The organism is Clostridium sp. MCC328 (assembly GCF_018785465.1).
GTDB lineage: Bacteria > Bacillota > Clostridia > Lachnospirales > Lachnospiraceae > Pilosibacter > Pilosibacter fragilis.
The window spans coordinates 109,964-135,030 of sequence record NZ_WQPW01000067.1 but is presented as its reverse complement, the minus strand read 5'-3'; the positions used below and the strand labels follow the sequence as shown (position 1 = coordinate 135,030).

Annotated in this window: 28 protein-coding genes; 4 read left to right on the top strand and 24 right to left on the bottom strand. The window is 50.8% G+C overall.

What is annotated here, in order from left to right:
- Nucleotides 1–19: 19 nt before the first annotated feature.
- Together xseA and nusB are read right to left on the bottom strand one after the other, a co-directional pair.
- On the bottom strand, nucleotides 20–1,288 hold the full coding sequence (gene xseA, locus GPK83_RS11100) for an exodeoxyribonuclease VII large subunit (protein ID WP_215704780.1): 1,269 nt from the start codon (nucleotides 1,286–1,288) through the stop codon (nucleotides 20–22).
- Nucleotides 1,289–1,291: 3 nt separating this feature from the next.
- Nucleotides 1,292–1,747: a transcription antitermination factor NusB gene (gene nusB, locus GPK83_RS11095; RefSeq protein ID WP_021905440.1), complete on the bottom strand. Its 456-nt coding sequence runs from the start codon at nucleotides 1,745–1,747 to the stop codon at nucleotides 1,292–1,294.
- Nucleotides 1,748–2,180: 433 nt separating this feature from the next.
- Here nusB and GPK83_RS11090 point away from each other — a divergent pair, with 433 nt between their 5' ends.
- A complete protein-coding gene (locus GPK83_RS11090) occupies nucleotides 2,181–3,089 on the top strand; it encodes a hypothetical protein (RefSeq protein WP_215704779.1) in 909 nt (302 codons plus the stop codon).
- Between the two features lie 65 nt (nucleotides 3,090–3,154).
- Here the strand turns inward: GPK83_RS11090 and GPK83_RS11085 are convergent, their stop codons facing one another.
- The 15 genes from GPK83_RS11085 to GPK83_RS11015 all read right to left on the bottom strand — a co-directional run bounded on the left by GPK83_RS11085 (nucleotide 3,155) and on the right by GPK83_RS11015 (nucleotide 15,036).
- Nucleotides 3,155–3,538 (bottom strand): Asp23/Gls24 family envelope stress response protein, encoded by a 384-nt coding sequence (locus tag GPK83_RS11085; protein WP_117470208.1) that lies wholly within the window; start codon nucleotides 3,536–3,538, stop codon nucleotides 3,155–3,157.
- Between the two features lie 149 nt (nucleotides 3,539–3,687).
- Nucleotides 3,688–4,416, bottom strand: coding sequence for a SpoIIIAH-like family protein (locus GPK83_RS11080; RefSeq protein WP_215704778.1), 729 nt, complete (start codon nucleotides 4,414–4,416; stop codon nucleotides 3,688–3,690).
- A 130-nt stretch (nucleotides 4,417–4,546) separates the two neighbouring features.
- Nucleotides 4,547–5,176, bottom strand: a complete 630-nt coding sequence (locus GPK83_RS11075) for a stage III sporulation protein AG (protein ID WP_215704777.1) — start codon at nucleotides 5,174–5,176, stop codon at nucleotides 4,547–4,549.
- Nucleotides 5,130–5,642, bottom strand: coding sequence for a stage III sporulation protein AF (locus GPK83_RS11070; RefSeq protein ID WP_015553753.1), 513 nt, complete (start codon nucleotides 5,640–5,642; stop codon nucleotides 5,130–5,132). The genes GPK83_RS11075 and GPK83_RS11070 overlap by 47 nt, the downstream gene beginning before the upstream one ends.
- A gap of 73 nt (nucleotides 5,643–5,715) precedes the next feature.
- On the bottom strand, nucleotides 5,716–6,981 hold the full coding sequence (locus GPK83_RS11065; RefSeq protein WP_215704776.1) for a stage III sporulation protein AE: 1,266 nt from the start codon (nucleotides 6,979–6,981) through the stop codon (nucleotides 5,716–5,718).
- Nucleotides 6,978–7,364, bottom strand: a complete 387-nt coding sequence (locus GPK83_RS11060) for a SpoIIIAC/SpoIIIAD family protein (protein WP_015553755.1) — start codon at nucleotides 7,362–7,364, stop codon at nucleotides 6,978–6,980. The genes GPK83_RS11065 and GPK83_RS11060 overlap by 4 nt, the downstream gene beginning before the upstream one ends.
- A 14-nt stretch (nucleotides 7,365–7,378) precedes the next feature.
- Nucleotides 7,379–7,573 carry a stage III sporulation protein AC gene (gene spoIIIAC / locus GPK83_RS11055; protein WP_015553756.1) on the bottom strand — a complete coding sequence of 65 codons (195 nt, stop codon included), beginning with the start codon at nucleotides 7,571–7,573 and terminating at the stop codon, nucleotides 7,379–7,381.
- 10 nt (nucleotides 7,574–7,583) lie between these two features.
- Nucleotides 7,584–8,120 carry a stage III sporulation protein AB gene (locus GPK83_RS11050; protein WP_120041390.1) on the bottom strand — a complete coding sequence of 179 codons (537 nt, stop codon included), beginning with the start codon at nucleotides 8,118–8,120 and terminating at the stop codon, nucleotides 7,584–7,586.
- 43 nt (nucleotides 8,121–8,163) lie between these two features.
- Nucleotides 8,164–9,135 (bottom strand): stage III sporulation protein AA, encoded by a 972-nt coding sequence (gene spoIIIAA / locus GPK83_RS11045; protein ID WP_215704775.1) that lies wholly within the window; start codon nucleotides 9,133–9,135, stop codon nucleotides 8,164–8,166.
- A 176-nt stretch (nucleotides 9,136–9,311) separates the two neighbouring features.
- Nucleotides 9,312–10,604, bottom strand: coding sequence for a homoserine dehydrogenase (locus tag GPK83_RS11040; protein ID WP_215704774.1), 1,293 nt, complete (start codon nucleotides 10,602–10,604; stop codon nucleotides 9,312–9,314).
- Nucleotides 10,605–10,952: 348 nt separating this feature from the next.
- Nucleotides 10,953–12,200, bottom strand: a complete 1,248-nt coding sequence (locus tag GPK83_RS17360) for a DUF4272 domain-containing protein (RefSeq protein ID WP_215704773.1) — start codon at nucleotides 12,198–12,200, stop codon at nucleotides 10,953–10,955.
- A gap of 31 nt (nucleotides 12,201–12,231) precedes the next feature.
- Nucleotides 12,232–12,711 (bottom strand): 23S rRNA (pseudouridine(1915)-N(3))-methyltransferase RlmH, encoded by a 480-nt coding sequence (gene rlmH / locus GPK83_RS11030; RefSeq protein WP_015553760.1) that lies wholly within the window; start codon nucleotides 12,709–12,711, stop codon nucleotides 12,232–12,234.
- Complete coding sequence (locus GPK83_RS11025; protein WP_015553761.1) at nucleotides 12,708–13,211, bottom strand: GNAT family N-acetyltransferase; 504 nt, start codon at nucleotides 13,209–13,211, stop codon at nucleotides 12,708–12,710. Before GPK83_RS11025 ends, rlmH begins: the two co-directional genes overlap by 4 nt.
- An 84-nt stretch (nucleotides 13,212–13,295) precedes the next feature.
- Nucleotides 13,296–13,994, bottom strand: a complete 699-nt coding sequence (locus GPK83_RS11020) for a response regulator transcription factor (RefSeq protein WP_015553762.1) — start codon at nucleotides 13,992–13,994, stop codon at nucleotides 13,296–13,298.
- Nucleotides 13,995–14,265: 271 nt separating this feature from the next.
- Complete coding sequence (locus GPK83_RS11015; protein ID WP_252196323.1) at nucleotides 14,266–15,036, bottom strand: helix-hairpin-helix domain-containing protein; 771 nt, start codon at nucleotides 15,034–15,036, stop codon at nucleotides 14,266–14,268.
- A 348-nt stretch (nucleotides 15,037–15,384) separates the two neighbouring features.
- Between GPK83_RS11015 and GPK83_RS11010 the strand changes: the two genes are divergently transcribed.
- Nucleotides 15,385–16,149: a TSUP family transporter gene (locus tag GPK83_RS11010; protein WP_215704772.1), complete on the top strand. Its 765-nt coding sequence runs from the start codon at nucleotides 15,385–15,387 to the stop codon at nucleotides 16,147–16,149.
- 66 nt (nucleotides 16,150–16,215) lie between these two features.
- Nucleotides 16,216–16,338, top strand: coding sequence for a hypothetical protein (locus GPK83_RS17140; RefSeq protein ID WP_275950628.1), 123 nt, complete (start codon nucleotides 16,216–16,218; stop codon nucleotides 16,336–16,338).
- 186 nt (nucleotides 16,339–16,524) lie between these two features.
- Here the strand turns inward: GPK83_RS17140 and bioB are convergent, their stop codons facing one another.
- From bioB to GPK83_RS10990, 4 genes are all read right to left on the bottom strand, one after another.
- Nucleotides 16,525–17,508: a biotin synthase BioB gene (bioB, locus tag GPK83_RS11005; protein WP_021905456.1), complete on the bottom strand. Its 984-nt coding sequence runs from the start codon at nucleotides 17,506–17,508 to the stop codon at nucleotides 16,525–16,527.
- A gap of 323 nt (nucleotides 17,509–17,831) precedes the next feature.
- A complete protein-coding gene (locus GPK83_RS11000; RefSeq protein ID WP_117503203.1) occupies nucleotides 17,832–18,707 on the bottom strand; it encodes a MetQ/NlpA family ABC transporter substrate-binding protein in 876 nt (291 codons plus the stop codon).
- 27 nt (nucleotides 18,708–18,734) lie between these two features.
- Nucleotides 18,735–19,415: a methionine ABC transporter permease gene (locus GPK83_RS10995; protein ID WP_015553767.1), complete on the bottom strand. Its 681-nt coding sequence runs from the start codon at nucleotides 19,413–19,415 to the stop codon at nucleotides 18,735–18,737.
- A 1-nt stretch (nucleotide 19,416) separates the two neighbouring features.
- Complete coding sequence (locus GPK83_RS10990; protein ID WP_215704771.1) at nucleotides 19,417–20,442, bottom strand: ATP-binding cassette domain-containing protein; 1,026 nt, start codon at nucleotides 20,440–20,442, stop codon at nucleotides 19,417–19,419.
- Nucleotides 20,443–21,374: 932 nt separating this feature from the next.
- Between GPK83_RS10990 and GPK83_RS10985 the strand changes: the two genes are divergently transcribed.
- The gene (locus GPK83_RS10985; RefSeq protein WP_215704770.1) at nucleotides 21,375–22,502 is read left to right on the top strand and encodes a hypothetical protein; all 1,128 of its coding nucleotides are present in this window, start codon (nucleotides 21,375–21,377) and stop codon (nucleotides 22,500–22,502) included.
- On the opposite strand, the gene GPK83_RS10980 is transcribed toward GPK83_RS10985, so the two are convergent.
- From GPK83_RS10980 to GPK83_RS10970, 3 genes are all read right to left on the bottom strand, one after another.
- A complete protein-coding gene (locus tag GPK83_RS10980) occupies nucleotides 22,453–22,881 on the bottom strand; it encodes a DMT family transporter (RefSeq protein ID WP_015553770.1) in 429 nt (142 codons plus the stop codon). The genes GPK83_RS10985 and GPK83_RS10980 overlap by 50 nt on opposite strands.
- A gap of 460 nt (nucleotides 22,882–23,341) precedes the next feature.
- A complete protein-coding gene (locus GPK83_RS10975) occupies nucleotides 23,342–24,187 on the bottom strand; it encodes a bifunctional 5,10-methylenetetrahydrofolate dehydrogenase/5,10-methenyltetrahydrofolate cyclohydrolase (RefSeq protein WP_117513100.1) in 846 nt (281 codons plus the stop codon).
- Nucleotides 24,184–24,804: a cyclodeaminase/cyclohydrolase family protein gene (locus GPK83_RS10970; protein WP_117470225.1), complete on the bottom strand. Its 621-nt coding sequence runs from the start codon at nucleotides 24,802–24,804 to the stop codon at nucleotides 24,184–24,186. The genes GPK83_RS10975 and GPK83_RS10970 overlap by 4 nt, the downstream gene beginning before the upstream one ends.
- Nucleotides 24,805–25,067 lie beyond the last annotated feature (263 nt).

The window sequence follows — 25,067 nt, the reverse complement described above, 5'->3', positions numbered from 1 at the left end:
AATATTCTGTGGTGGATTCCTACCGATACTTCTCAACATGATCTATAACAGCCCCGATTCGACCGTCCTTCACCCGGACCGTGATCCGTTTTCCGGCTTCCGCCTGTTCCACAGTCTCCAGACGTTTTCCATCTCCGTCCGTGATAAATCCGAATCCTCCGCTGATCTTCTTTAACGGGGACAGTCCCCACAGACGTTCACTCTTCACCGCAAGATTCCTCTTATCAGCCGCAAGCCGGTCCGCCATGGATCTTCTGAGCAGTGCCTCCGCATTCTGCAGATCACGTCTCGTCTCCTGCTGCCGCTCTGCGATCAGACGTAAAAGTGTATCTTCCGCGTCCGCCAGCCGTTTTTTCTTCTCATTCAGCTGGCTCTTCGGGTCATAAAAACGCAATGTCAGCTCATCATGCTTTAACCTGCTTTTAGCCCGCTCAAGACATGTTCCCATCTCCTTCATCAGGCGCTGTTTTCTCGCATTCAGATCCATCCGGAACTGGAAATAATCAAATACCGCAAGCTCTGCCGCTGCTGACGGAGTCGGTGCCCGAAGATCTGCCGCGTAATCCGCGATCGTCACATCGGTCTCGTGACCGACTGCGGAGATCACCGGCGTATTGCATGCGAAGATCGCTCTGGCGACTTCCTCCTCGTTGAAGGCCCAAAGGTCTTCGATCGAACCGCCGCCGCGCCCGACGATCAGAACATCCAGTCCCATCGCATCAAGTGTCCGGATTCCTTTTACGATGCTGTCCTTTGCGCCGTCTCCCTGAACCAGGGCCGGGTAGAGGATCAGCTGGACATATGGATTCCGTCTGTGGGAGATATTCATGATATCCCGGATCGCAGCTCCCGTGGGCGCTGTGACGATTCCCACGGTCTTTGCGAACCGCGGGATCGGCCGCTTATACTGCGGGTCAAACATCCCCATCTCTTCCAGCTCTTTTAAGAGTTTTTCAAATCTCAGATACAGGTCCCCGCGCCCGGAAAGTTCGATTTCTGACGCGTAGAGCTGGTATTTTCCGTCCCGCTCGTAGACATCCACAGTTCCTTTTACAACAACCTGCTGTCCCTCGGCGAGCTTAAAGTTGAGGCCGCGGCGCTGGCTTGCGAACATGACAGCCTGAAGTGTTCCGCCGCCGTCTTTCAGTGTGAAATAGATATGTCCGGAACTGTGATACTTACAGTTGGAAACTTCCCCCTTCACCGACAGGCGGCGAAGAAGGAAGTCCTGTGCAAACATATTTTTGATGTATGAATTTACCTGTGCAACAGAGTAAACACCTGCCATCGTTTAATTGCCTTTCTGGATCAGTTTTGCAAGGATACCGTTTACAAATGCCGGGGCTTCATCTCCGCCGAATTTCTTTGCGAGTTCAACCGCTTCGTTGATGGCAACCTTCTCCGGGATCTCCTCATCATATTTCATCTCGAACACTGCAAGACGTAAAATCGTAAGCTCAACTTTACCCATACGTCTTGTTCTCCAGCCTTCCGCGATCTCGTTGATCTTTTCATCGATCTCCGGGATCAGTTCCATGATCTTCTCGACACGTTTTTCGAGATATGCGCGGTCCTCTTCTTTCTCAAACGGATCATGAAGGATCTCATCTTTTCCGTCTTCGCCGGTCACATCCTCCTTCGGCGCTTCAAAATATCTCTCTAACTGCTCTTCCTTCTCCTCTGCCGGGTAAAAATCCTGGCAGAACAGCATCTTAAAACAATGTTCTCTGGCTTCCCTTCTGGTCACTTTTCTACCTCCGTTTATCTGAACGGGCCGACGGGCTTTTCCGTCAGTCCGTGCTGCTCTGATTATCAATCTCTGAACTGCTCTTTTGCAGCCATGCTTCCGAAAAAGCTGCCTTTCGCAGCTTCTGCAGATGTGAGCGCAGAACAGAGTACTCCTAATTTAGGATTATACGTAACTATTCAGTACCTTCATAGTTACGTGCAAAAATCCATTCCAGATCAGCTTCGCTGATGGGATTTTTGCCTTCCAGCCTATGTTTTCTTACGGTCAGCGCAGCAAGTGCGCAGACCTACTGAACAGTTACGATTATACATGAAAATGTATATTTTCACAAGTCCTTATGTGAGAGATGTTTCTTTTATCCTTGTGGTATGGTATACTCTTTCTGATCCCTTCAGAATTCCAAACTTACCTCAGAAAGGAAAATAATACAATGAACAAAGTAAAATACCTGCCGCTCATCATCCTGTGCATGCTATTAACCGGATGCGGCAATAAAAATAATATTTCGAAGGAAGTCTCCACAGAAACAGCCGTACATACTTCCGAAGTCGAATTAAAAACGGCAGTGGAAACAGAGTCAGAAAGCACTTCTGGATCTGACACGAAAACAGTGGCAGAAGACAGCTCTGAAACCGATATGAAAACAGAAACCAGCCCTGTTGCCAATACTGACACCGAAAATACGGCTCCTGAGACAAAATACATTACCATCGACCTGTCCACAGCCAGGGAGACACATCCCACCGGTGATGCCGCCGCTCCTTTTGATTTAAGGATCGTATCCGAAGAAGAAAACGGTATCGATTTTGCAAACGAATGGTACGACAGGAAAGGATTATCCCTCCCAATGATCGGCACCGACTGGAACAGCTTTTATGATGACAACTACCAGTACCTCTGGTCCGGCGAAGAACTTTATATTTTTGAGAACGGTACCGGAAACTGCCTGTATGTCTTAACCTATCCCACCGACAAATGGTACATCAACGGAAACAATGCCTGTCTGAAGGACGGTATTTTCTACGGTGCCAGCGTGACAAACGGCTACGCCCAGCCGGATACCTGTTTCATGTTCGCCTATGATCTGGAAAACGACAAACTCCTCTGGAGAAGCGCTGACCAGACCTGTAATTCCATGAACTTTATCGTAAAAAACAATGTGATCATCTGCGGATACGGCTTCACCTCCGAGGACGACTACCTCTACCAGCTTAATCTTCACACCGGAGAAGTCCTCTCCCGCCTAAAACTAAAAAAACAGCCTGATCTCCTCGTATACCAGGATAATACACTTTACGTCCATACCTACAGCTATAACTACACAATCGAGATAAAATAAGTTCGCCAAAAAGGGCAGGACTCCCAGTGTCTCCCGGGAATCCTGCCCTTACGCAGTCACAATCTTTACTTTTCTTCCAGGCTGACCCCGGCAATCTTAATATTCACATCAAGCACCGTAAGCCCCGTCATGTTCTCGATCGCGTTCTTAACCTTCTCCTGCACCTTCTCGCAGACGTCCGGAATACTATATCCATATTTCAGATTCAGAGCCATATTCACGCTTACATGCTCCTCCGTAACTTCCACCTTAACGCCTTTGGAAAGGTTCTTCATTCCAAGCTTTCCAACCAGCTCGTTCGTAATATTTCCCGCCATGGAGTCCACGCCGTCAACTTCAGTTGCTGCCAGGCCGGCAATAATTGCCACGACTTCATCCGCAATCTGGACTTCTCCAATTTTGTCCTTTTCATAAACCTTATGACTGCTTCTCTCTGTTTCCGCTGCCACAACAATTACCTCCTGTATATCAAAGATACAGTTATTATACCATTTTCTCCTCTCTTTGCATAGTTCTTTTTATCACACTTTGTGCCCTGCCGCCAGAGATACCGGGAACCATACCACTTTACGCCAATATTCCGGCACCATCGTCCTTATCACTCATCCACATCCAGCAGCGTGATCACGATCCCGTCCGCCCCGATCTCCGTCTTCCTCTTCACGATATCCTCGATCTGCGCCCGCTCTTGATCCGAGAGCGATGCCGCGTTCACCACGACGTCCACCTTCCCGTCCGTGATGCTGACCACCGGGTCCACAAAGCCTTTTGCCTTTAAAAGCGTCTCCGCCGCGTTCTCCTTTTCCGAGATCTCCGTCATCCCAATGAGGTTCTGGATCGCCGTCTGCTTCTCCTCCTCCGAGATCTGGTCACTGTTGATGATCTGCATCAGAGTTTCCTTATTCTTTGCCCGGATCTGCTCCCTGCCAAGTTGGACGCCAGCTATGTACTCGGAGATCCCTGTTCCGCCGGTGAGCACCGCCTCACCCGGATTCTCAATTCCCGCAGCCGCTGTCTCCTGCCCGGAAACTTCTGCACCAGCAGATTCCGCACTCTCAGGCATCGCCGCCACCTCATTTCCATCGGGCAGAAGTTCCTCTCCATCCCCGTCAGGACTCGCAATTTCCTTAAGCTTTCCATCATCCACCCCATTCTTCGCCTGATTCTCCGCCAGAATGTCCGAATCGGAAATATCCATCATCCCCGCCTCGTACACCTCTGCCCCCGCCACTTCCTTCTTCGACGAGTAATTCAGGTATCCCGCTGCCGCGATCATGACCGCCAGCGTCGTGATAATGATCTGATTTCTTCTGAAGATCCGTTTCATCGCAAAACTCCTTCTTTCCCATACTTTCATACTTCCATTCTATGATTCCAGGCTTGAAATATACCGCTGTAATTCTCTCCTCTATAAAAAACAGAACCCATTTTTGCCGATACTCTGCAATCCACTGCCTTTATTTCACCGCCCGCTTCATCACCTTGATCTTATTCGCCGGAAGTCCTAAAAGCGCCTCCATCGCCTCCGAGATCTCCGCCCGGATCACCGCACTTCCGCCGCCGTCCGCGCTGATGACTACACCGGAGATCTCCGGTTTCACTTCCTTCTCCATCACCGGTGACTGGCTCTTCCCGTCAAGCACCGTGCTCTCTGACTGGTTCTCCTCCCTTATGACCCGTGAACTCCCGGAGCTGCTCCCACTCTCCTCCGTCACTGAGGACGTGCTGCTCTTATCCACATGCCAGATCCTCTCCTCCGAAGATTTCAACACCACCATCACATCCGCCTCCCCGACGCCATCCACACTCTTTAATAGTTCCCGGATCCGCCGCTCCAACTTCTCCTCGTAAGAACCACTCTCCTCTTTCGCCGCAGCTTCCTCCCCGGTATCTTCCAACGCAGTGCTCTCATCATCCCCGCTGACATCCGCAACCACCTCCACCGTTCCAGCTCTCAATCCGGAATCCGTTGTCTTCCCATTCGGCAGTGAGATCACAAACAGCAGCAGCCCGGAACAGAATAGAAAAATCACCTTCTCCTTATTCCCCTTCAACATCGACCTCAATGTCCCGTTCTTCCACTCCATAATAAGCTCCTATCTTCCTTCTGACCGAAGCGATCTCCGCTCCTGCCTGATTCTGCTCTCCCCGGACCACTAACTTCACATGGCTGAGATTTCCGGCATCCGCCACCCGGGCCGATACGCTCACGCATTCCAGACCATCACTCTCTGCCATAGTCCGGATATCAGACTCCACCGCCGCCCGGTACCGCTCATAAAATCCTGCGATCCGCCTCTCATCCACGGCTCCAAGTTCCTCCTTCAGCGTCCGCACATCGTCCTCAAAGATGATCTTCTCAAACATGCCCGCTATCGCTGTCTCCATCCCCGTGATCCGTGCAAGCGGCCCAAAAGCCAGCAGGATCATAACCGCCCCGGCAAACAGCCGCAAGTACTTTTCGTATTTCGGATCCGGCAGAAGATTCATGACCATGGTCACGAAGATCATGTAAAAAACGATGTCTTTTACCCAGTTTTCAATCGCTTTCATGCCGCTCCTCCACTTCCCCGCTGCTGTTCACATTTTGCACAGCCACCTTGATAATATGCAGTGTGACAACAACTCATCCCGCATAGTACACCGCATTCGTAGAATAACTGATCACTGCGATGGTCACCGCAAACAACGCCAGCGAATACCCGACGATTTCGAGTAACATCCCATGCCCCACGGCATTCTGTGCCATGCATGCAGCCAGCCGCTTATCACATACAGGCTGCATCACAGCCGCTGCCAGATAGTAGAGCGCCATGAGCACCGCCAGCTTCACCATAGGTACCGACGCCAGAAAGATCAGGACCGCCACTGCCGCGGCACCCGCCGTGTTCTTTATGAGAACCGCCGATCCCATCAGAAGATTTGACATCGCCCCGGCCCCTGCGCCGATTCCCGGAACCGCCTCGATGGTCCGCACGACCGCCGCGTTTTTCATGGCATCCGCCTGGGGCAGAACCAGCCCCTGGATCAGGTGAAATCCCACAACGATACCGAACATGGTCTTCACGGTCCACCCCACGACTTTTCCCAGGAACTCCGTCATCACCGAGAACATTTCTTCCCGGAACAGATTTCCCACCAGGGAGAGCACCATGTAGAGCTTCATGATCGGCAAAAGGAATCCCGAAACCACCGCCTGGATCACGCCAATGGCCCCCAGAGTGAATCCGCAGACCGATGCCGATGTCACCGCCCCACCCGCCATAGTCACTGCAAGGAAATATGCCGGGAGCAGAACCTTCATGAACCCTAAGATATCCCCTGTGGTCTCCTCTGCGATGCGAATACTGGCAAAAAAGCTCGCCGCCAGGAATGTCTGCACGCAGATACAGATCACGTAGGCCCCCGTCTCCGACAGCTGGCTGGAACCGAAAATTCCGAAAAAGCCGGAACATGCCGCCCCGCACAGGGACAGGATCAGGATTTCCGCTAAAAACGAGGTGTTTGTCCGGATCTCCGAGAACAGTGCGGAGACGATCCTGTCCTTTCCATATAAGAAGACGTTCTCCGCATCACCTTTCCGGATCATGTCCATTAAGTCCCGGAATGTAAGTCCCGCTGTATCATCACCGCCGATCTGGTCTAAATACTCCTGGATTTCTGTAACATCAATATCTGCTATCTCATCATCCTGCTGCTGTTCCGCTCTCTGCCCGAAATCCACTGTTTCCGCTGTTGGTATCGGAATTGTCCACAATCCAGCCTGCCGCCCTGTTTTCTGTCTGAAACCGGTCTGCTCTGCGGCAAAAGCTGTAACCTCACTCTGTCTGATTCCCCAGAATATCCCCATAACAAGCCCCAGCATCAGAAATACATTTCTCTTCCATCTCATTCCATAAACACCTTCAATGTCTCCACCAGCGACAGCACCACCGGCGCGCTCACCGCGAGGATCGCCAGCTTCCCAACCATCTCCACCTGGGTCCCCACCGCAGAGTATCCGGCATCCTTGCAGATCCCCGATGTGAACTCTGCGATATATGTGATTCCCGCCATCTTGAATAACGCCGCCAGATACACATGCCGGATCCTGATCCCGTTTCCTATCTCCCGCAGGGTGTCCAAAAGCACACCCAGTCTTGCCAGACCAAGAAATCCGACTCCGATGGATGCCGCCAGAACCAGGTACACCGCGTACTCTGGCTTCAGCGGTTTTAACTGCGCCGCAAGCAAAACTGCCGTAAGCCCCAGAAGTGCCGCCTGAACTACCGCCATAACTCTCCCTCCTTTCACAGCGAAAACAGATTTTTAATTGTCTCAAACAGATCATAGATATACGGCACGATCCAAAACAGCACCAGGATCAATCCTGCGAGACTCGTGAGAAACGCCTGGTCCTCGCGCCCGCTGTGCTTCAACACCTGACACATCACCGACACCAGGATCCCCACCGCCGCGATCTTAAATATCAGATTTACCCCCATAGTCTCCCCCTTACGCAAAGAGTACCAGAATAAAAAGTCCTGCCGCCATTCCGAGAGACCGGTAAAGCTTCGTCCGGCTCTCCATCTCCTTCTTTAAGAACGCCAGGGAGTCATCCGCCTGTTCCAGATAGAACAGGATCGTCCGCTCCTGGGTCTTTTTGTCCGCGTAACCGAGATTTTCCCCCAGTGCCTGGAGTGCTTCAAGATCCTGTTTTCTTAAAGGAAGATCGTCCGGAAATTTTTCCATCTCTTCCTTCCATATCTCAGCAAACGCCTTCCCAGCTTCTTCCTCCATCCGCTTTTCCACCCGTAGAAAAAAGAGTCCTGCCTCCGCCGCCATCCCGGAATTCCCGTCTGAAAACCGGCTGCCGATCTCCTTTAGCGCCTCCGGCAGCGTCTCGTTGGAGTATAGGATCCGCGCCTTCAGATAGACCGCCATCTGTCGGAAGATTCCAAGCATCTTTACCCGCATCTCCCACTCCCCCGCCAGCAGAAAACCTCCAGCTACCGCCGCTGCCGCCATGCACAAGAGTCCTAAATATTTCATGTCTCATCCCCCGTCCACTCACGATCTATGTCTTGTTTAAACCTTAATTTCTTTTATTCATTCGCTGAAAATTCACATCATAAATTCCCACTATCGTTCCCGGTCCCGGAACTCCGGAAAGAACCACATACCGGGAAAACACCTTCGCTTCCGCCAGTTCCCGCCACGCCGGCCGCTTCATGATATCCCCAACATCTGCACCATGGACCGTTGCCAGGATCCTGCACCCGCAGTTCATCCCATACTTCATCGCCAGGATCTCGCCTTCCCCTCCTGCCTCGTCCACCGCCAGCACCTGGGGTGCCATGGAGCGCAGCATCATGAGCATTCCCTCAGACTTAGGGCACCCGTCCATCACGTCGGTCCTGGTCCCCAGGTCACACTGGGCAATTCCTCCAAAACACGCTGCGATCTCCGAACGCTCGTCCACCACGGACACATTCTTCCCCGCTCCCCATGTTCCCCCGCATGAAAGTTCCCGGATCAGGTCCCTCAAAAGTGTTGTCTTTCCTGCTCCCGGCGGGGAGATCAAAAGCGTGTCCAGAAATGTTTCCCCATCCATCAGGTACGGCAGCACGTTTTTTGCGCAGCCCTTTACCTCATGGGCAACACGGATATTTAAAGATGAGAGATCCCGGACCGTCCTCACATGTCCGTCCTCCACCACCGCTTTCCCTGCGATTCCCACACGGTGTCCCCCGCTGATCGTGAGGAATCCCTGGCTGATCTCCCGCTCGTAGGCGTACAGCGAATGCCTGGAACAGGTCTCCAGAATCCCGCGGATCAGCTCCTGGTCTGCAAGAACTACGCTCCGGTCTTCTCTTATCTCCAGCGACCCCATCTTTTTCTTTCCATAACTTTCCGTCTTTCCACAGGTCCCATCCGAAAAAAGGAGGTTTTCCCCGCTTTCCAGCAGTATCATCACCGGTTTTTCCGTCCGGATTCTGATCTCCCGAATCGTTTTCCCGTCTGGAACCGCCTGTTTCAGCAGTCTTTCAAAAGTTTCCGTATTCATCCCGCGCTCCTTTCTCCCCGTGTTCTGCCTGTCCGCCTTTCCCGGAATTGATACAATATATGAACACCCCGGATTTTTATGATATTTCTCGGAAAATAAAAAAGCACATCCACCCAGTCAGTTTCACCTGACCAGACAGATATGCTTTCTAATTCCATTATTTCAAATACCGGCTGTTAATCCCCGTAAACCCTGATAATTCCGGACACCTCCCGAAGCACGGACATGCCCTTCACGATCATCAGCGCGTCGTTGAAATGGCGCTCCAGAACGGAATCCGTGATCACAACAAGCTCTGCAACACCGTCCCTCGCGCGTTTCTGAACGACCTGGGCGATGCTGACATCGTTGTTTCCGAGAACGCCCGCAATATTTGCGAGGGCGCCCGGCTTATCCGCGACCTGAAGACGGAGGAAATATCTCGATCTCGTCTCCTCGATCGGCTTCACCGGATAATTCTTGTACGCCACGCCGCCATTCCAGCCACAGTTGTCGTGAACGATATTTCTCATGACGATGATGATATCACCCATAACGGCGCTGGCCGTCGGCATCTTTCCCGCACCGCGTCCCATGAGCATCGCGTCATCGCAGGCCTCGCCGTGTACGAACACCGCGTTGAAGGAGTCGCGGACCGTCGCAAGCGGGTGCTGCTCCGGGATCAGCATCGGGTGGACCTTGACCTCGATCTTTCCGTCCACCAGCTTTGTAACGCCGAGAAGCTTGATCACATAGCCGAATTCCTTCGCGTAGCGGATATCATCGGAGGTGATCTTCGTGATCCCTTCCATATAGACATCGCTGAAGGTCACCTTGGAGTTGAACGCCAGGGAGGACATGATCGCGATCTTTCGTCCCGCGTCGTAGCCTTCCACGTCCGCCGTCGGATCCGCCTCCGCGTATCCAAGCTCTGTGGCCTTTGCCAGCGCTTCCTTGTAATCCATCCCCTCTTCCGACATCTTTGTCAGAATGTAGTTCGTGGTTCCGTTAACGATTCCCATGATCTCCGTCAGCATGCTGCCTGCGAGGCTCTGCTTTAAGGGACGGATGATCGGGATCGCGCCTGCGACTGCCGCCTCAAACTGGATATCGCAGCCGCTGTTTTCCGCCAGTGACAGGATCTCCTGTCCGTGCTCCGCGAGCACGTCCTTGTTGGCGGTGACCACCTGTTTTCCGGCTTCCAGGGCCTGCACGATATAGGTTCTCGCCGGTTCCACGCCGCCCATGAGCTCGATCACAAGCTGGATCTCCTCATCTTCCAGGATCTCCTGCCAGTTGTCCGTCATGATCTCCTTCGGAATCCCCGGGCGGTCCTTCTTTGTGTTCCGCACCAGAACCTTCTTAATTTCCAGGCTGGCACCGGTCTTCTGGAACATCTCATCCTTTAACATCTCAGCGAGGGCATACACGCCGCTTCCAACCGTTCCAGCGCCGAGAAGCGCCGCCTTGATCACATTTCTCTCTCCCATGGTTCGTATCTCCTCTATCCCCGGCATAGCCGCATTAGTAACTGCAGACATCCGTCAGTCTTCTCTTTTATTCTTCCATGACCGTGAGCCATGGACATTTGTCTTTTTTCAAAGTGACGTAATTATACTACACTACGTTAAAAAATGCAAGTAACTATTCAGCACCTTCAGCGTTACTTGCAAAAATCCATTTCGGATCGGCTACGCCGATGGGATTTTTGCCTTCCCGCTTATGTTATCTTACGGTCAGCGCAGCAAGTGCGCAGACCTGCTGAACAGTTATAAATGCAATTAAAAAACACACCATAGATCTCTCCATGATGTGTTTTGTTACTGTGCCTTATCTCCTCACGTATCCACCGGCACATGGTCCCAGTCTGCCTTCTCCCCGGCTCCCACGAGCCAGTTTAACGCTTTATGGCGCTCAAAGACCACACCTCCGTCCATTCCCGCAGGCGCGGGAAGATCCCGCATCCTCGTATCGGTGCATGCCCAGTCCAGACAGAAGATCATATCGCAGGCATCGAGAAGTTCCTTCGCGCTCCTCGGCTTCGCCGCCTCCAGGATCTCCCTCATGGAGTGAAAGGCTGTCAGAAGCTGCGCCGCCTCCGCCACTGCGCAGAAGTGATCCGGGAAATCTAACGGCCCGTCGATCAGTCCCAGCGCCCACTCCATCACATACAGATTCTCGTACTGCCAGGAATAGGATATCTTCTCTGATTCTTTCGGATCCTCGTTGTGCAGGTAATTCCACTCCTTCAGGGAGAAGAAATCATCCGCCCCGAACTCGTTGATCCGCTTCTGGATAAATTCCAATGCCTCTTTCTGGCTCATCTTTTTCGCCAGCATGGCCTCAGAAAATACCGCCACCAGCATGAGCGCCACCGCTCTCGCCGCGATCTCATATGGTGTCCGGCAGTCTGCCTCCGCCTCCGTCTCCAAAAGCGGGTAAAATACCGGAACATACACGCCCCGCGCCTCAAACTCTCTCCGGTTCTTCTCCCTGCGGTTCAACTGTTCCGTCTCGATCTCATTTCCCGGAACATAGCCCACCGCTTGATATGGCAGAAACCGCTCCATCTCACTGTTTCCGTTTCCGTCTAGGATCAGCTTCTCCATGCCGGACGCATCCAGGCAGTAAAATCCCCTTTTTTCTCCCCTGAACGCCATGACTGCACGAAGATCGTAAAGAACATGAAACAGTGTCTGCTCCATATTTCTCTTCGCGGCCTCCTCTTCCTCTGTCAGGAATTCGGACTCTTCCCCCTCAAACACATAGTCCACCGAAACGATACTCTCAGTTCCTTCCAGCTGATAGAGAAGATTCGTTTTCACATCCACCACCGCGGTCTCGACCCTGGAAAAGTGGCCTCTTGCCCGGTCAGACCAGCTTCGGACCAGCTCCTGCTCCTCGTCGCCCGCACTCTCGCAGTAGATCCTGAGCGTCACATTCAGATTCCCATTGTGAAGTTCCAATCCTGTATCATGTGCGCTGCCCGGAACGTCAAAGGCGTCCCGCAAGCACTTCATGATCCGCTCCTGTGAAGATTCCTTGCAGAAAAGAAAGATCTTCCCCGCTTTCTGTTCCTCTGTCACTCGTTTTGCCTCCTTGCCAAGTCCCCATTTTTTACTTATGATATGGTTCTCCCTGGATGATCCGGTAACTCCGGTAGATCTGTTCCAGGAGAATGACCCGCATGAGCTGGTGCGGGAATGTCATCTTTGAAAAGCTCAGTTTATAGTCGGCCCGTGCCAGGACCTGGTTGGAAAGTCCTAAAGATCCGCCGATGATAAACACGATCTGGCTGATCCCCGACACACCCCATTTTTCTATTTTTGCCGCAAGTTCCTCAGAATCCAGCATGTTTCCGTTGATCGCAAGGGCAACGACAAAGCTGCCATCCTTGATGTTAGACAGAATCCGCTCGCCCTCTTTCTCCTTGATCTGCGTCTCCACCGCTTCGCTGGCCCCATCCGGCGTCTTTTCGTCCGCCACCTGGACGATCTCCAGCTTACAGTACCGGCTCAGGCGCTTGGAATATTCCGCGATGGCGTCCTGAAAGAACTTTTCCTTGATCTTTCCGACTGTGATCAATGTGACCTTCATGATTTCTGATCCCCGAATTCCAGGATCATGTCGTACCAGACTGCCCCGCCGTGGACAGACTTGGAAATGCCCATGTTTTTGTATCCAAATTTCGCGTAATAGTGGATCAGACGGTCCTTGCAGGTGAGGATCAGGCCCTTTCTTCCCTTATTTTTCGCGTCTTCGATCATGTGATCCATGAGCGCCGCCGCGATTCCCTGGCAGCGGTAGTCCGGTATCACATCCAGTCCGAAAATAGACTGGTATGCGCCGTCCGGCCTATGGCAAGCGGAATTTTCGTACATCTCGTCATAAATCGTTTTGGAATCTGTGGCGCAGCCATTGATGAAGCCTATGATCTTTCCGTCCGCTTCCGCAACAAAAAAGCACTCCGGAAATGCCGCGATGCGGGCCTTAAATGATTCCTCTGCTGCGGCTTCCGCCGCCGGGAAGCAGATTGCTTCCACCTCGGTAACTGCCGCAAGGTCCGTCGGGCGGACTGGGCGAATTGTGTATGTCATAAAATTTTTCTCCTTTAGGTTTTAATTAATTTTGTTGGTTAGTCCGCAGTGGAGCCCTGAATTGGGGCAGGCCCCAACTCATCGCTATGCGCGGAAGAAGTAGCCCACTCCCCATTTTGTGTGTACATACTTCGGATCACTCGGGCTAGGCTCAATTTTTTCACGCAGTCTTCTCACATGCACATCCACCGTGCGGACATCCCCGCTTACCATGGCCTTGTTTCCCCATACATACTCAAGCAGGGACTCACGGCTGTAGACCTTATTCGGATTTGTGACAAGAAGTTCCAGCAGGTCGAATTCCTTCGCGGTCAGGTTGATCTCCTTATCTTTAATGAAGACTCTGCGGCTCTCCCTATCAAGCTTTAAGTCGCCCTCTGTGACTACGCTGGATTTCTGGCGTTTCGCGGCGCCGCTCTTCTTATTGTTTCTGCGGATGATCGCCTTGATCCGCGCTTTTACTTCCAGGATATTGAACGGTTTCGTGATATAATCGTCAGCGCCGTACTCCAGTCCCAGGATCTTATCCATATCATCGCCTTTTGCCGTCAGCATGATGATCGGCATCTCGGAAAACTCACGGATCGTCTGGCAGACCTCAAATCCATCGTGTCCCGGAAGCATGACATCCAAAAGAACCACGTCATACTCCCGTTCTTTTGCCCTCTCGATCGCCTCATCACCGTCGTAAGCACAGTCCACCTCATATCCATCCTGTTCCAGACTGAAGCGGATTCCCTTCACGATCAGTTTTTCATCATCAACTACCAGAACTCTTGCCATTTCTCTCCTCCACGTTATGCTGTAATGCGCAGGTCCTCTCCTGCTGCTTTTCTAATGTCTATGACCCGATTTCCGCCTCCTGTGTTTTTAAATGTCACAATCAGCATGAATTATACGTTTTTTGTAACTGTTCAGTAGGTCTGCGCACTTGCTGCGCTGACCGTAAGAAAACATAGGCTGGAAGGCAAAAATCCCCTCAGCGAAGCTGATCTGGAATGGATTTTTGCACGTAACTATGAAGGCACTGAATAGTTACCGTTTTTTCATCTTTTCACACCGTAATATTATCCTTTATCTTCTGAAACCCGGCCTCTTTGATACCGGATATCTTCATGATATCCTCGATTTTCTTAAAGCCACCGCTCTTTTCGCGGTAGCGGATAATATCCTCGGCTTTCGCCTCCCCGATGCCCTTTAAGGTCATCAGCTCCTCTTTTGTCGCCGTGTTCAGGTTCACAAGCCCGGAACCGGAGGTTCCGCCCTGACCGGTGTTTCCTACTGCAGACCCGCTGCCCGCCGGAAGCGACGCGGCCTCTTCCTTATTGTAGATCGTGATCTGCATGCCATCAGAAACTTTTGAGGCGAGATTTACACTCTCCCTCGCCGCGTTCTCCGTAAATCCCCCGGCGGCATCCACTGCCTCGTAGATCCGGCTGTCCTCCGAAAGCTCATACACACCTGGGGCTGCCACCTCTCCGCAGATATACACATAAACTCCGGATTTTTCAGAGTTTTCCACATATTCCTGCGTCTCCACGGTACTTTCTCCCTGTACACTGCCATTTTCATCCCTGAATGGTTCCTGAAGCTCCTGTTTCTCGGTACTGCTTCCAGAATCCCCCTGCGGCAGGCCGTCGCTTTTTGCAGAGCCGTTTTTCTCCCAGCTGATGTTCCCATCCGCATCCAGTGATCCGCTCATAACGACCGCTCCGGATTCATCCAGCTTCTGGATTCCACTCCGGCTTCTTGTCATCCCAAACACAAGTCCGGCTGCGATCAAGAAAGCCGCGGCCGTCAAAATTTTTTTCTTATCTTCTTTCATACATTCCCTCCTGAACATTTTCAGGGGGATCGTTCTGCCTGTCTCTATTTTACCGAATCAGTCCTGTAAAAACAAGGGCATTTTTGTTATGTACGCTCTCCATTATAACCTCAGTCCGATTTTTTCTCAAGCCTCGCATTCTCCTTCTCGCACCGAGCATACTCGATGCCAAATCAACCGTTCTCTGGCTTTCTCCCGCCAGATATTTCACGCTCCGCCCACCTGCTTTCATTGCAATTTCTTTAAAATTATGCTATATTTGGCAAAAAGCGTGCAAAGACCGTTTCATCCGCTCTGGCAGCGAAAACAGCACGTTCAATTTAATCATACTTAAGGGGAATTACTGCTATGGAATTACATCTGATGCACTTTCTGATCGTCTGCCCGCTGGTATTTCTCGCCGGTTTCGTCGACGCGGTTGCCGGAGGCGGAGGACTGATCTCACTCCCGGCTTACATGATCGCCGGTCTTCCAGTCCATTTTGCCATCGGAACAAACAAATTAAGCTCCGGAATGGGAACCACACTGGCAACAGCTCGCTTTGCGAAAAACGGTTATATTGCCTGGAAGAACGCGCTTCTCTGTATCGTTACAGCTCTCATCGGTTCCTCTCTCGGTGCAAAACTTGCTCTGCAGTTAGACGATTATTATTTTAAGCGCCTGATTCTCGTGATCCTGCCCTGTACCGCCCTCTATCTCACATTTGGAAAACCGTTCGTGGGAGAAAAAGAGTCTTTCCCGGTCCGCAAGATGATTCTTTTCAGCGCTCTGATCGCCTTCATCATCGGCATCTACGACGGCTTTTACGGTCCCGGAACCGGAACATTTCTGCTGCTTCTCCTCACTGGAATTGCCCACATGGGACTGAAGGAAGCCAACGGGATCACAAAAGCCATCAACCTGACAACGAACCTGACAGCCCTGGCGGTCTACCTCATGAACGGAAAAGTAATTTTCCTTCTTGGCCTCATTGCCGGTATCTTCAGCATCGCCGGAAATTATCTCGGAACACGCTGTTTCGACAAGGGCGGCGCAAAGTTTGTAAAACCCTTGATGATGGTGGTTCTGGTGATCTTCTTCGTAAAAACACTGAGCGAGATCCTCGGTGCCTGATACATACCTGTAAAATCCGATCCGGCAGAACGAAAATACGGAGATCCGCTGGGCCCCACTTACGAAATGCTTCGAAAAAGAAAGACTCCGGAACAGATCATGGAGTCCGCGTCGAGGACCATCCAGGACCTCAGCGCCCGGCTCACAGTGGATGGGTTTAAAGAATGGTACGAAAAAAGACAGAAATGAAACCTCACATTTCTGTCTTTTCTATATATAACCTTGTTCGTAACTATTCAGTACCTTCATAGTTACGTGCAAAAATCCATTCCAGATCAGCTTCGCTGATGGGATTTTTGCCTTCCAGCCTATGTTTTCTTACGGTCAGCGCAGCAAGTGCGCAGATCTACTGAACAGTTACCCTTGTTCTTTCTCTTAGTTTTCCTTCATATACTCCGGTGTCACATCTCTTCCAAGGCCTTTCAGCATTTTCTTATCGCTGCGAATCGTTGCGCATGCAACCGTTGTCAGCATATTGCCGGTAATTGTTGCGGATGCTCCGGAGCAGAATGCGGTCTCACCATCGTTTGTCAGCAGCGCGCGGCCTGCGCCGAGGCGGATGTTTGCCTCCGGATTGATATAGCGGAAGAATGCGATGGTGCGGAGAATATCGTCCTCAGAGATTCTCTCCAGATGTTCCAGAGGAGTTCCCGGAATCGGCATCAGGGCGTTTAACGGAATGGAATCGATTCCAAGCTCCGCAAGGCTCACTGCCATATCGAGACGGTCCTCCCATGTCTCACCCATTCCGATGATGCCGCCGGAACATGCGCACATACCCTCTGCCTTGATCATCTTTAGGGTGTTGATCTTCATGTCGTATGTATGAGTCGTGCAGATGTTCGGGAAGTTTCTTCTGGATGTCTCGATGTTGTGGTGGTAGCTTGTGACACCTGCTTCATGGAGACGGTGAAGCTGTTCCGCGGTCACAAAGCCCATGGACGCGCAGAGGTCGATCTTGCATTCCTTTTTCATAGTCTCGTAGGCGTGGATCGCTTTATCGAACTCCTCCCCCGTCAATGCTCTTCCTGATGTAACGATGGAGAAACGGTCAACGCCCTCTTCCTCATGGACGTGACACATCTTTACGATCTCTTCTTCCGGAAGGAAATCATAGACCTCGCAGCTTGTGTGGTGGTGTGCAGACTGCGCGCAGTACTTGCAGTCCTCTGGACATCGTCCACTCCGTCCGTTGATGATGGAACAGAGATCAACCTTATCTCCCACACATGCCTTGCGGATCCGGTCTGCGCCCTCGCAGAGTTCCTTCAGATCGCATGTCAGAAAGAAATTTAAGTCATCCTCTCTTGTAATTCTTCTTCCGTCGATAATTTCCTGTGCCAGTGTCAGTGCGTCCATAGTATTCTCCTTATTTTTCTGATTTTTATGTGCAATCGCCGTTTTCGTCATCCGGGCTTTGATCTCTGGTCCTGGTCCGTCTTCCGGATTTTTTCTCTGAATTCTCATGTTACGATTGTAAACTTTTGCTCTACGTTATAGTTCACAATTATATAAAAAAACGCCGTGAAAGTCAACCATTTTCCGTTTATCAGTTAACTTTCAAGGTTTTATAATTTTAATACCACTACCAAAAAAGGTCCTTCGATACCGGAATTTATATTCCAGTGCCGAAGAACCTTTTTCATCAACTATTTTCCTGATCGTTCAATAAGCTTCCAATCTTATTTTAACTCGTCCGGGATCCACCATAATCCGTCGTTGTTCTCTTCCATGTACTGCTTGAACTCGTCAGAATGATAAGCGTCCACAATTGCCTTTGCCCACTCTGCGTCCTTGTTCTCTTCCTTCACAACGACCTGAAGTACCAGGTGATCCTGGATATCCTCTGTTGCGAGGGCTGTGGACGGGTCGATGCCTGCGTTGTATACAACGCTGCCGGTAATTGCCACATAGTCAAAGTCCTGGATCGCTGCCGGGATCGTTAAGCTCTTCATCTCTGTGAACTCGATGTTATGCGGATTTTCAACAATGTCATCCTGGGTAACTGCGGACGGATCCACATCATCGGCAAGCTTGATCCAGCCGATCTTCTGAAGCATCAGATAGCATCTTGCGGTGTTGGAGGCATCGTTCGGAACTGCAACCTTCGCACCGTCCGGGATCTCATCAACAGATGTGTATTTTGCAGAATATACGCCAGCCGGTACAGTCGGGATCGGGCTGATCGGCACAAGATCCGCATTGTAGTTTGCGTTGAAGTTCTCAGCGTATGCGGTGTGCTGCTCCACGTTGACATCAACATCGCCGTCGTTTAATCCGATGTCAGCTGTCTGAAGATCAGAGAAGTCCACGCCCTTTACGGTGTATCCCTCTTTTTCAAGAATCGGAACGATGGCAGCCTCAAAGAGCTCTGTGTACGGCCCCTGGGATTTTCCGTAAACGATCTCTTTCTTGTCCTCCGTATCAACCGCTGCCGCTGTGCTGTCTGCACTCTCTGCAGCCTGCGCCGCTGTTGTCTGCGCGGTGTCGCTCTTTCCGCATGCCGCAAGGCTTAACACTGCTGCTCCCATAAGTACTCCCGCAATTGCTTTTCTCATAATTTTTTCTCTCCTCTTATTTAAAATTTATTTATGCTGTCTTAATTTACCAGAAATCGTATTTCCGAGAATCTGTAAAAGCTGTACCAGAACCACCAGGATCACAACTGTGAGGATCATGAGCGGTGTGTTCATCTTTTCATAACCGTATGTCAATGCCAGATCTCCGACTCCGCCGCCACCGACATATCCGGCCATTGCAGACGCTCCAAGAAGTCCGATGGTTCCCGTTGTCAGTGCAAGCACCATGGAACCTAATGTCTCTGGAACCAGGAAATATCGGATGACCTGCCATGTTGTCGCGCCCATGGCCTCTGCCGCCTCCAGGATTCCCGGATCGATCTCAAGCAGGCTGTTCTCCATCAGCCTCGCAAGGTACGGACTTATATAAACTACTAACGGCACCAACGCTGCCGTACTTCCGATGGTCGTTCCGACAATAGCGCGGGTGATCGGCATGATCGTTACAAGAAGAATAACAAAGGGGATACTGCGCACCACGTTGATGTAGACGCTGACGATCATATATAACGGTCGGTTCTCCACCAATCCGCCTTTTCTGCAAAGCACCAGGATCAGTGCCAGGATCATTCCGATGATCGTTCCGATGAGAAGTGACCATCCAACCATGTAAAGAGTCTGTCCGCCGTTCAACAGCAGACGCTCCACCGTGACCTTAAAGATCTTTGTTTTCATGAGTTCTTCCATCTTACTCCACCTCCAGTCGTTCTCTTAAGACGCCGTTCTTGTCGATCTCCGCTTCCGCCTTATCGATGCTCTCATCATCGCCGATGAGCTGTAAGATGAAGACGCACATGACGCTGTCCTCCAGCTCCTGTACCGCCGCGCCGAGGATGTTGACCACGACACCCTTTGTCTTGCAGATATCGGAGATTACCGGGCGCTTCACGCTGGAACCGATAAATTTCAGACGGTCCACACGGAAGTTTTCTTTCTGTTCCTTCACGAGGCTTATGATGCTGTCCGGGATCTGGTCCCGGATAACCGTCTGGACGAACCGCTTTGTCACCGGCATCTTCGGGGATCCAAAGACCTCCAGAACGCTGCCGGATTCCACGATCTTTCCGCTCTCCATGACCGCTACCTTGTTGCAGATCATCTGGACGACATGCATCTGATGGGTGATGAGAAGGATCGTGACACCCATTTTACGGTTGATCTTCTTTAAAAGCTTTAAAATCGATTCCGTTGTCTGCGGGTCCAGGGCGCTTGTAGCCTCGTCGCAGAGAAGAAGTTCCGGGTCGGTGGTCAGCGCTCTCGCGATTCCCACACGCTGTTTCTGTCCTCCGGAGAGCTGACTGATGTAGGTGTCTTTCTTGTCCTCCAGCTCAACGATCTTTAATACTTCCTTAACCTTCTTGTCGATCTCCACCTTCGGAGTCTTTGCAAGGATCAGCGGAAGCGCAATATTGTGGTACACCGTCTTGGATTCCAGCAGGTTGAACTGCTGGAATACCATTCCGATCTTTCTTCTCAGCGCCCGAAGTTCCGGCTTCTTCAATGTGGAAAGCTCCTTTCCACAGACAGTGACTTTTCCGCTGTCCGCCGTCTCAAGACCGTTTACCAGGCGGATCAGTGTGGACTTTCCGGCTCCGGAAAACCCTATGATACCGCAGATATCACCCTTTTCCACATGGATACTCACGTCGTCCAACGCGTGGACGGTTCCGTATTTTCCTGAAAAGGTTTTGCTTACATGTTCGATCTGGATCAATGTTTCTTCCTCCCCATCTGAGAAGCGCGATTTTAGGACTTCTCAAGTTTTCGCGGTCTCTGTGATTCTCCGCGTAAATAAAAAGCCCGGAAGCTTTTACACTTCCGGGCGCATTTTCTGGCATTAACAGGAAACTACTTTCTGTATACAGGTACCTGGCTGCACAACAAAGCACCTGGCCGTAAAAAACGCCCGGAAATCCACATACAACAGCAACAACACATATTGTTCATGTTATTTCTTCCCGCATTTCCCATACCTGTATCTCCTTTCCAACCGCCTGCTATCCTGCAGTCCAATGTTTCCTCATCGCCTGAACTCCCTGTTCGAATCCGATGGCGCTATAATAACCCCTATTTCCTAGTTTGTCAATATGATTTTATTTATTTTAAATCATATATTTAATTTTTTTAAACTTCTTGCATGATCGTTTTAAAATTTTCATATCACTGCTATTCCGAAGCAACACGCTTCTCCCATGCCTATATATTTTCCCCGCGCTGCAAAATTCCTCATAGTTTCGAAAATTTTTATAATTTTATATACCAGACTACCTTGCTATCCCGCATATCCTGTGATACGATATCCACACAAAATCGTAAACTATTCAGTACCTTCATAGTTACGCGCAAAATTTATTCCAGATCAGCTTCGCTGACGGGATTTTTGCCTTCCAGCCTATGTTTTCTTATGGTCAGCGCAGCAAATGCGCAGACCTGCTGAACAGTTACACATAATCCTATAAAAGCATATTCTCTAAGTTTCTATCCGGACTACGATCCGTCTTTTCACATTTCGGAACTTCATTGCTTTTATATCCTTTACCTATTTTCAATCAATTTAAAAGCAGGAGAATCCGAGATGCATTGGAAAATGGCTGATCATGTTGTCCACTTTGCATGTTCTGACTCCTGCGCAAAGGAGGTATGAACTTGAGCACAATTCCAAGTGCGGACATCAGTGACAAAAAGTTCTTTTCCGACGATGAGCGCTACGCTGACCTGATCAATGGACTCATCTGCCAGGGCAGACCGGTTGTCCGAAAAGAAGACCTGCAGGATCTGGACACCCAGACCGGGATCTGGAACGATCCGGCAATCCACAAATCAAAGAACCGACGACGTGTAAAGCTTCGTGATCTGGTTAAAAAAGCATCCTTTGGCGTAAATTTTCTTGTCATCGGTATTGAAAACCAGCAGACCATCGATTACTCACTGCCGCTTCGCTGTATGACCTATGAAGCCGGTGAATATGAGCGCCAGGCCGCAATGATACGCCGCGCAGTTCGAAATGCCGACATCAAACAGAATCCTGGAGAATATCTTTACAGTTTTTCCAAAGAGAGTCATCTCCATCCTTCAATCATCATCGTTCTCTACTATGGCGAGCTTCCCTGGGATGGATCCGTCGACCTTCACGGAATGATCGATTTTTCCGGGATTCCGGAAGAATTTCATCCTTTGATTCAGAATTACCGGATTCATCTTGTGGATGTCCGGCATTTACAGAATACCGATGTTTTTAAGACGGATATCAGGCAGGTATTTGATTTTATCCGGTATTCTGATGATAAGACGTATCTAAAAAAGTTGTTGAATACATCAGAATATCAAATGTTAGATAAAGATGCATATGAAATGATTGCCACTCATACGAGTATGTCGACTTTACTAGAACCCCGTATGATGCAGACAAGAGGAGGAAAGATAAATATGTGCAAAGCGATAGATATTTGGTTAGCAGAAAGGGAAGCAAAGGGTATATCCCAGGGTCTCTCCCAGGGCCTCTCTCAGGGCCTCTCTCAGGGCCTCTCTCAGGGTATATCCCAAGGCAATGATGAAACTAGCTATAAAATGCTCATGAAAATCATTGTCTCGCGCTTCGGCAAAAAGGCAGGAGAACTCGCCTCACCCACAATTAGATACCTCACCTCTGACGAGCGCATAGATCTCGTAGAAACGGCTGCCACCACAGATACCTTCGCCCATTTTCAAGACGCCCTGCGCCGCGCTACCACCGAAACACAACGATCCCCGCAATCGCCAGCGCCGCACCAATAAGCTTCCGCCACTCAAATGCTGCTTTCTCGACGCCGAAAAGCCCAAATACCTCAGCAATATAGGAGACTAATATCTGGGTCACAACAATGAGCAGCGTCGCCTTAGCCGGTCCCAGACCGTCCATGCTTTTTATCACGGTCCAGGTGATGAACGCGCCCATGACACCGCCGAGAAGCATATATTTCCGGTCGATGGAGAACATCCCCCAGATCTCCCCACGCCCGGTAAAAAAGTAGAGAACCACACATGTCAGAAACGCCGTCAGCTGCACCCATCCTGCCGCCGCCCAGATACTGCTCTGCTTCGTCACCTCCGTATTAAAGATCCCCTGCAGGCTCATAAGCGCCCCAGAAAGCAATGCCACCAAAATTCCCCACATAAAAAACCTCCTGAAACCATGTTTCCCTTAGGATTCCATAGTCAGGAGGTTTTTATACGGCCTGACTATTCCATATTTTCTTCTGAATACGAACATATTTTTAATTTCTTTTTTATCTCCCAAAGGTAATATTGCGGCATCATTGACAGCACCGCACGCCTTGTAAGAATCATGCTTAATGCATAATTAGAGGTGGCTAACTTCATCAAATAAAATGATAACTCTGCCTTCTTTATCTGTCTAAATAAGAATGTGCTTTGGCACATTCTCGCACCTCGCGCGGTCGCTTGCGACTATCTACATCTTCGCGCGAGTGTGCAGCTTTGGCACGTCAGTGCCTTTTTATGTAACGGGGAATTCCTCGGAATTTCCTGTTACATAAAAATCCCCGGCTATACCCGCCGGGGACCCTGTTCGAAAAATCCTTTATTTATGCTCTTTCCCGAAAAATTCAGAAAATTTACCGATTCACCTTTCTCTCCGCCGCCATCGCCAGATGCTTCGCCAGTACAGCCGTCGTCACAGCTCCGACGCCGCCCGGGACCGGGGTCGCCGCGGAGGCTTTTTCTTCCAGACCTTCCCAGAGGACGTCGCCGCAGAGCTTTCCGTTCTCATCCACGTTGATTCCAACGTCGATCAGCACAGCTCCTTCCTTTAAGAAGGACGCGTCTAACATCTTCGCCTTACCTGCCGCCGCGACGAGAATGTCCGCTTCCCGGCAGACTGCCTTTAAGTCCTTCGTCTTTGTATGGCACACAGTCACCGTCGCGTTTTCCTTCAACATCAACATGGACAGCGGACGTCCAACGACCATGCTGCGTCCGACGATCACCGCGCGCTTTCCTTCCATTGGAATATCAAATGCCTTTAACACCTCAATGACCGCCTCAGCCGTACACGGAGCAAAACCGTCCTTCTCTCCTGCAAACACCTTCGCCGTATTCACTGCACAGATTCCGTCGAGGTCCTTCTCCGGCCGGATCATCTGCTCCGCACGTTTTTCATTGATATACTTCGGCAGCGGGCGAAATAACAGAATTCCGTCGATGGCCTCGTCATCATTGATCTTCTGGAACTCCGCAAAGAACTCCTCCTCTGTGATATCCGCCGGATACACATATGACTTTGTCTCCATTCCATATGCCGCAATACGTTTCATGACATTTCTCTCGTAGGAGAGATCATCCGGCCGCTCGCCAATGCGGACGATAGCCGCTGTCGGCACATATCCTCCTAATTTCCCGTTCATCGCGAGAACCTGTTCCTTGATTTTCGCAGAAACCTCTGCACCTTTTAATGTGATCATCCTCTTACCGCCTTTAATACAATCCCATAGATCCGGTCTGCCTGTTCCGTTCCCTTCCTTATAAGAAGCTCCGCCTGGCTGTTCATCTCCTCGGCATACTCTCGGTCCTTCATCATCTTCGTATTGATATACACGCTCATGACCGCTCCGAGAAGTGCTGACCGGATCCCCTGAATCCCGACACCCGCGTCACTCACCGCAAGCCGGCTTCCGTGGAGCGCCAGAAACTCGATATCGTCCATCACGCTGACCGCCCGCTCCATGACTTCCATCGGGACCTTCGCCGCAGCCTTCAGGCACTCTTCCATCCGCTCTTCCTTTTCCGTCTTCTCTTCCTTCGTCTCCGCCTTCATGCGGTAAACCTCCGAGAGTGGCTGAAACGCCTGCTCGTCCGCCTTCTCAAGCCGGATAAAATCCATTCTCGCCCCGCCAAGTCTCGCAAGGATCTTCTGGACATCTTCCTCATATATCGCAAACTTCTTCTTTCCCGAAGTCAGGTTCCCCACCATCTCACCGAGAGCCGTTCCGATGGCGCCGTAAACTGCCGCCGCACTTCCGCCCCCCGGAGTCGGTGCCTTGGATGCCAGGGCTTCCAGGTATTCGTTCCACTGTTCCATGAACACGTTTCCTTCCATATTTACTCTCTGCGCAGCTATCCCGGTCTTCTGATACTGCCATATCCTTCCATACAATATGTCAGGCGGCTGGCGCAGTCTTGAAACCTATTATCCATGATTTCACAGTGCTTGTCAATCCTGACTCTATATTTCCTACCATTTCTATATGATTTTCATTCTGACAGCCGCCCTGATTTCATTTCCTGTCCGCCGCTCTCTCCCTCTGCTTTTCCACCACCAGATCCTTTTTATTTTCCCCGCCG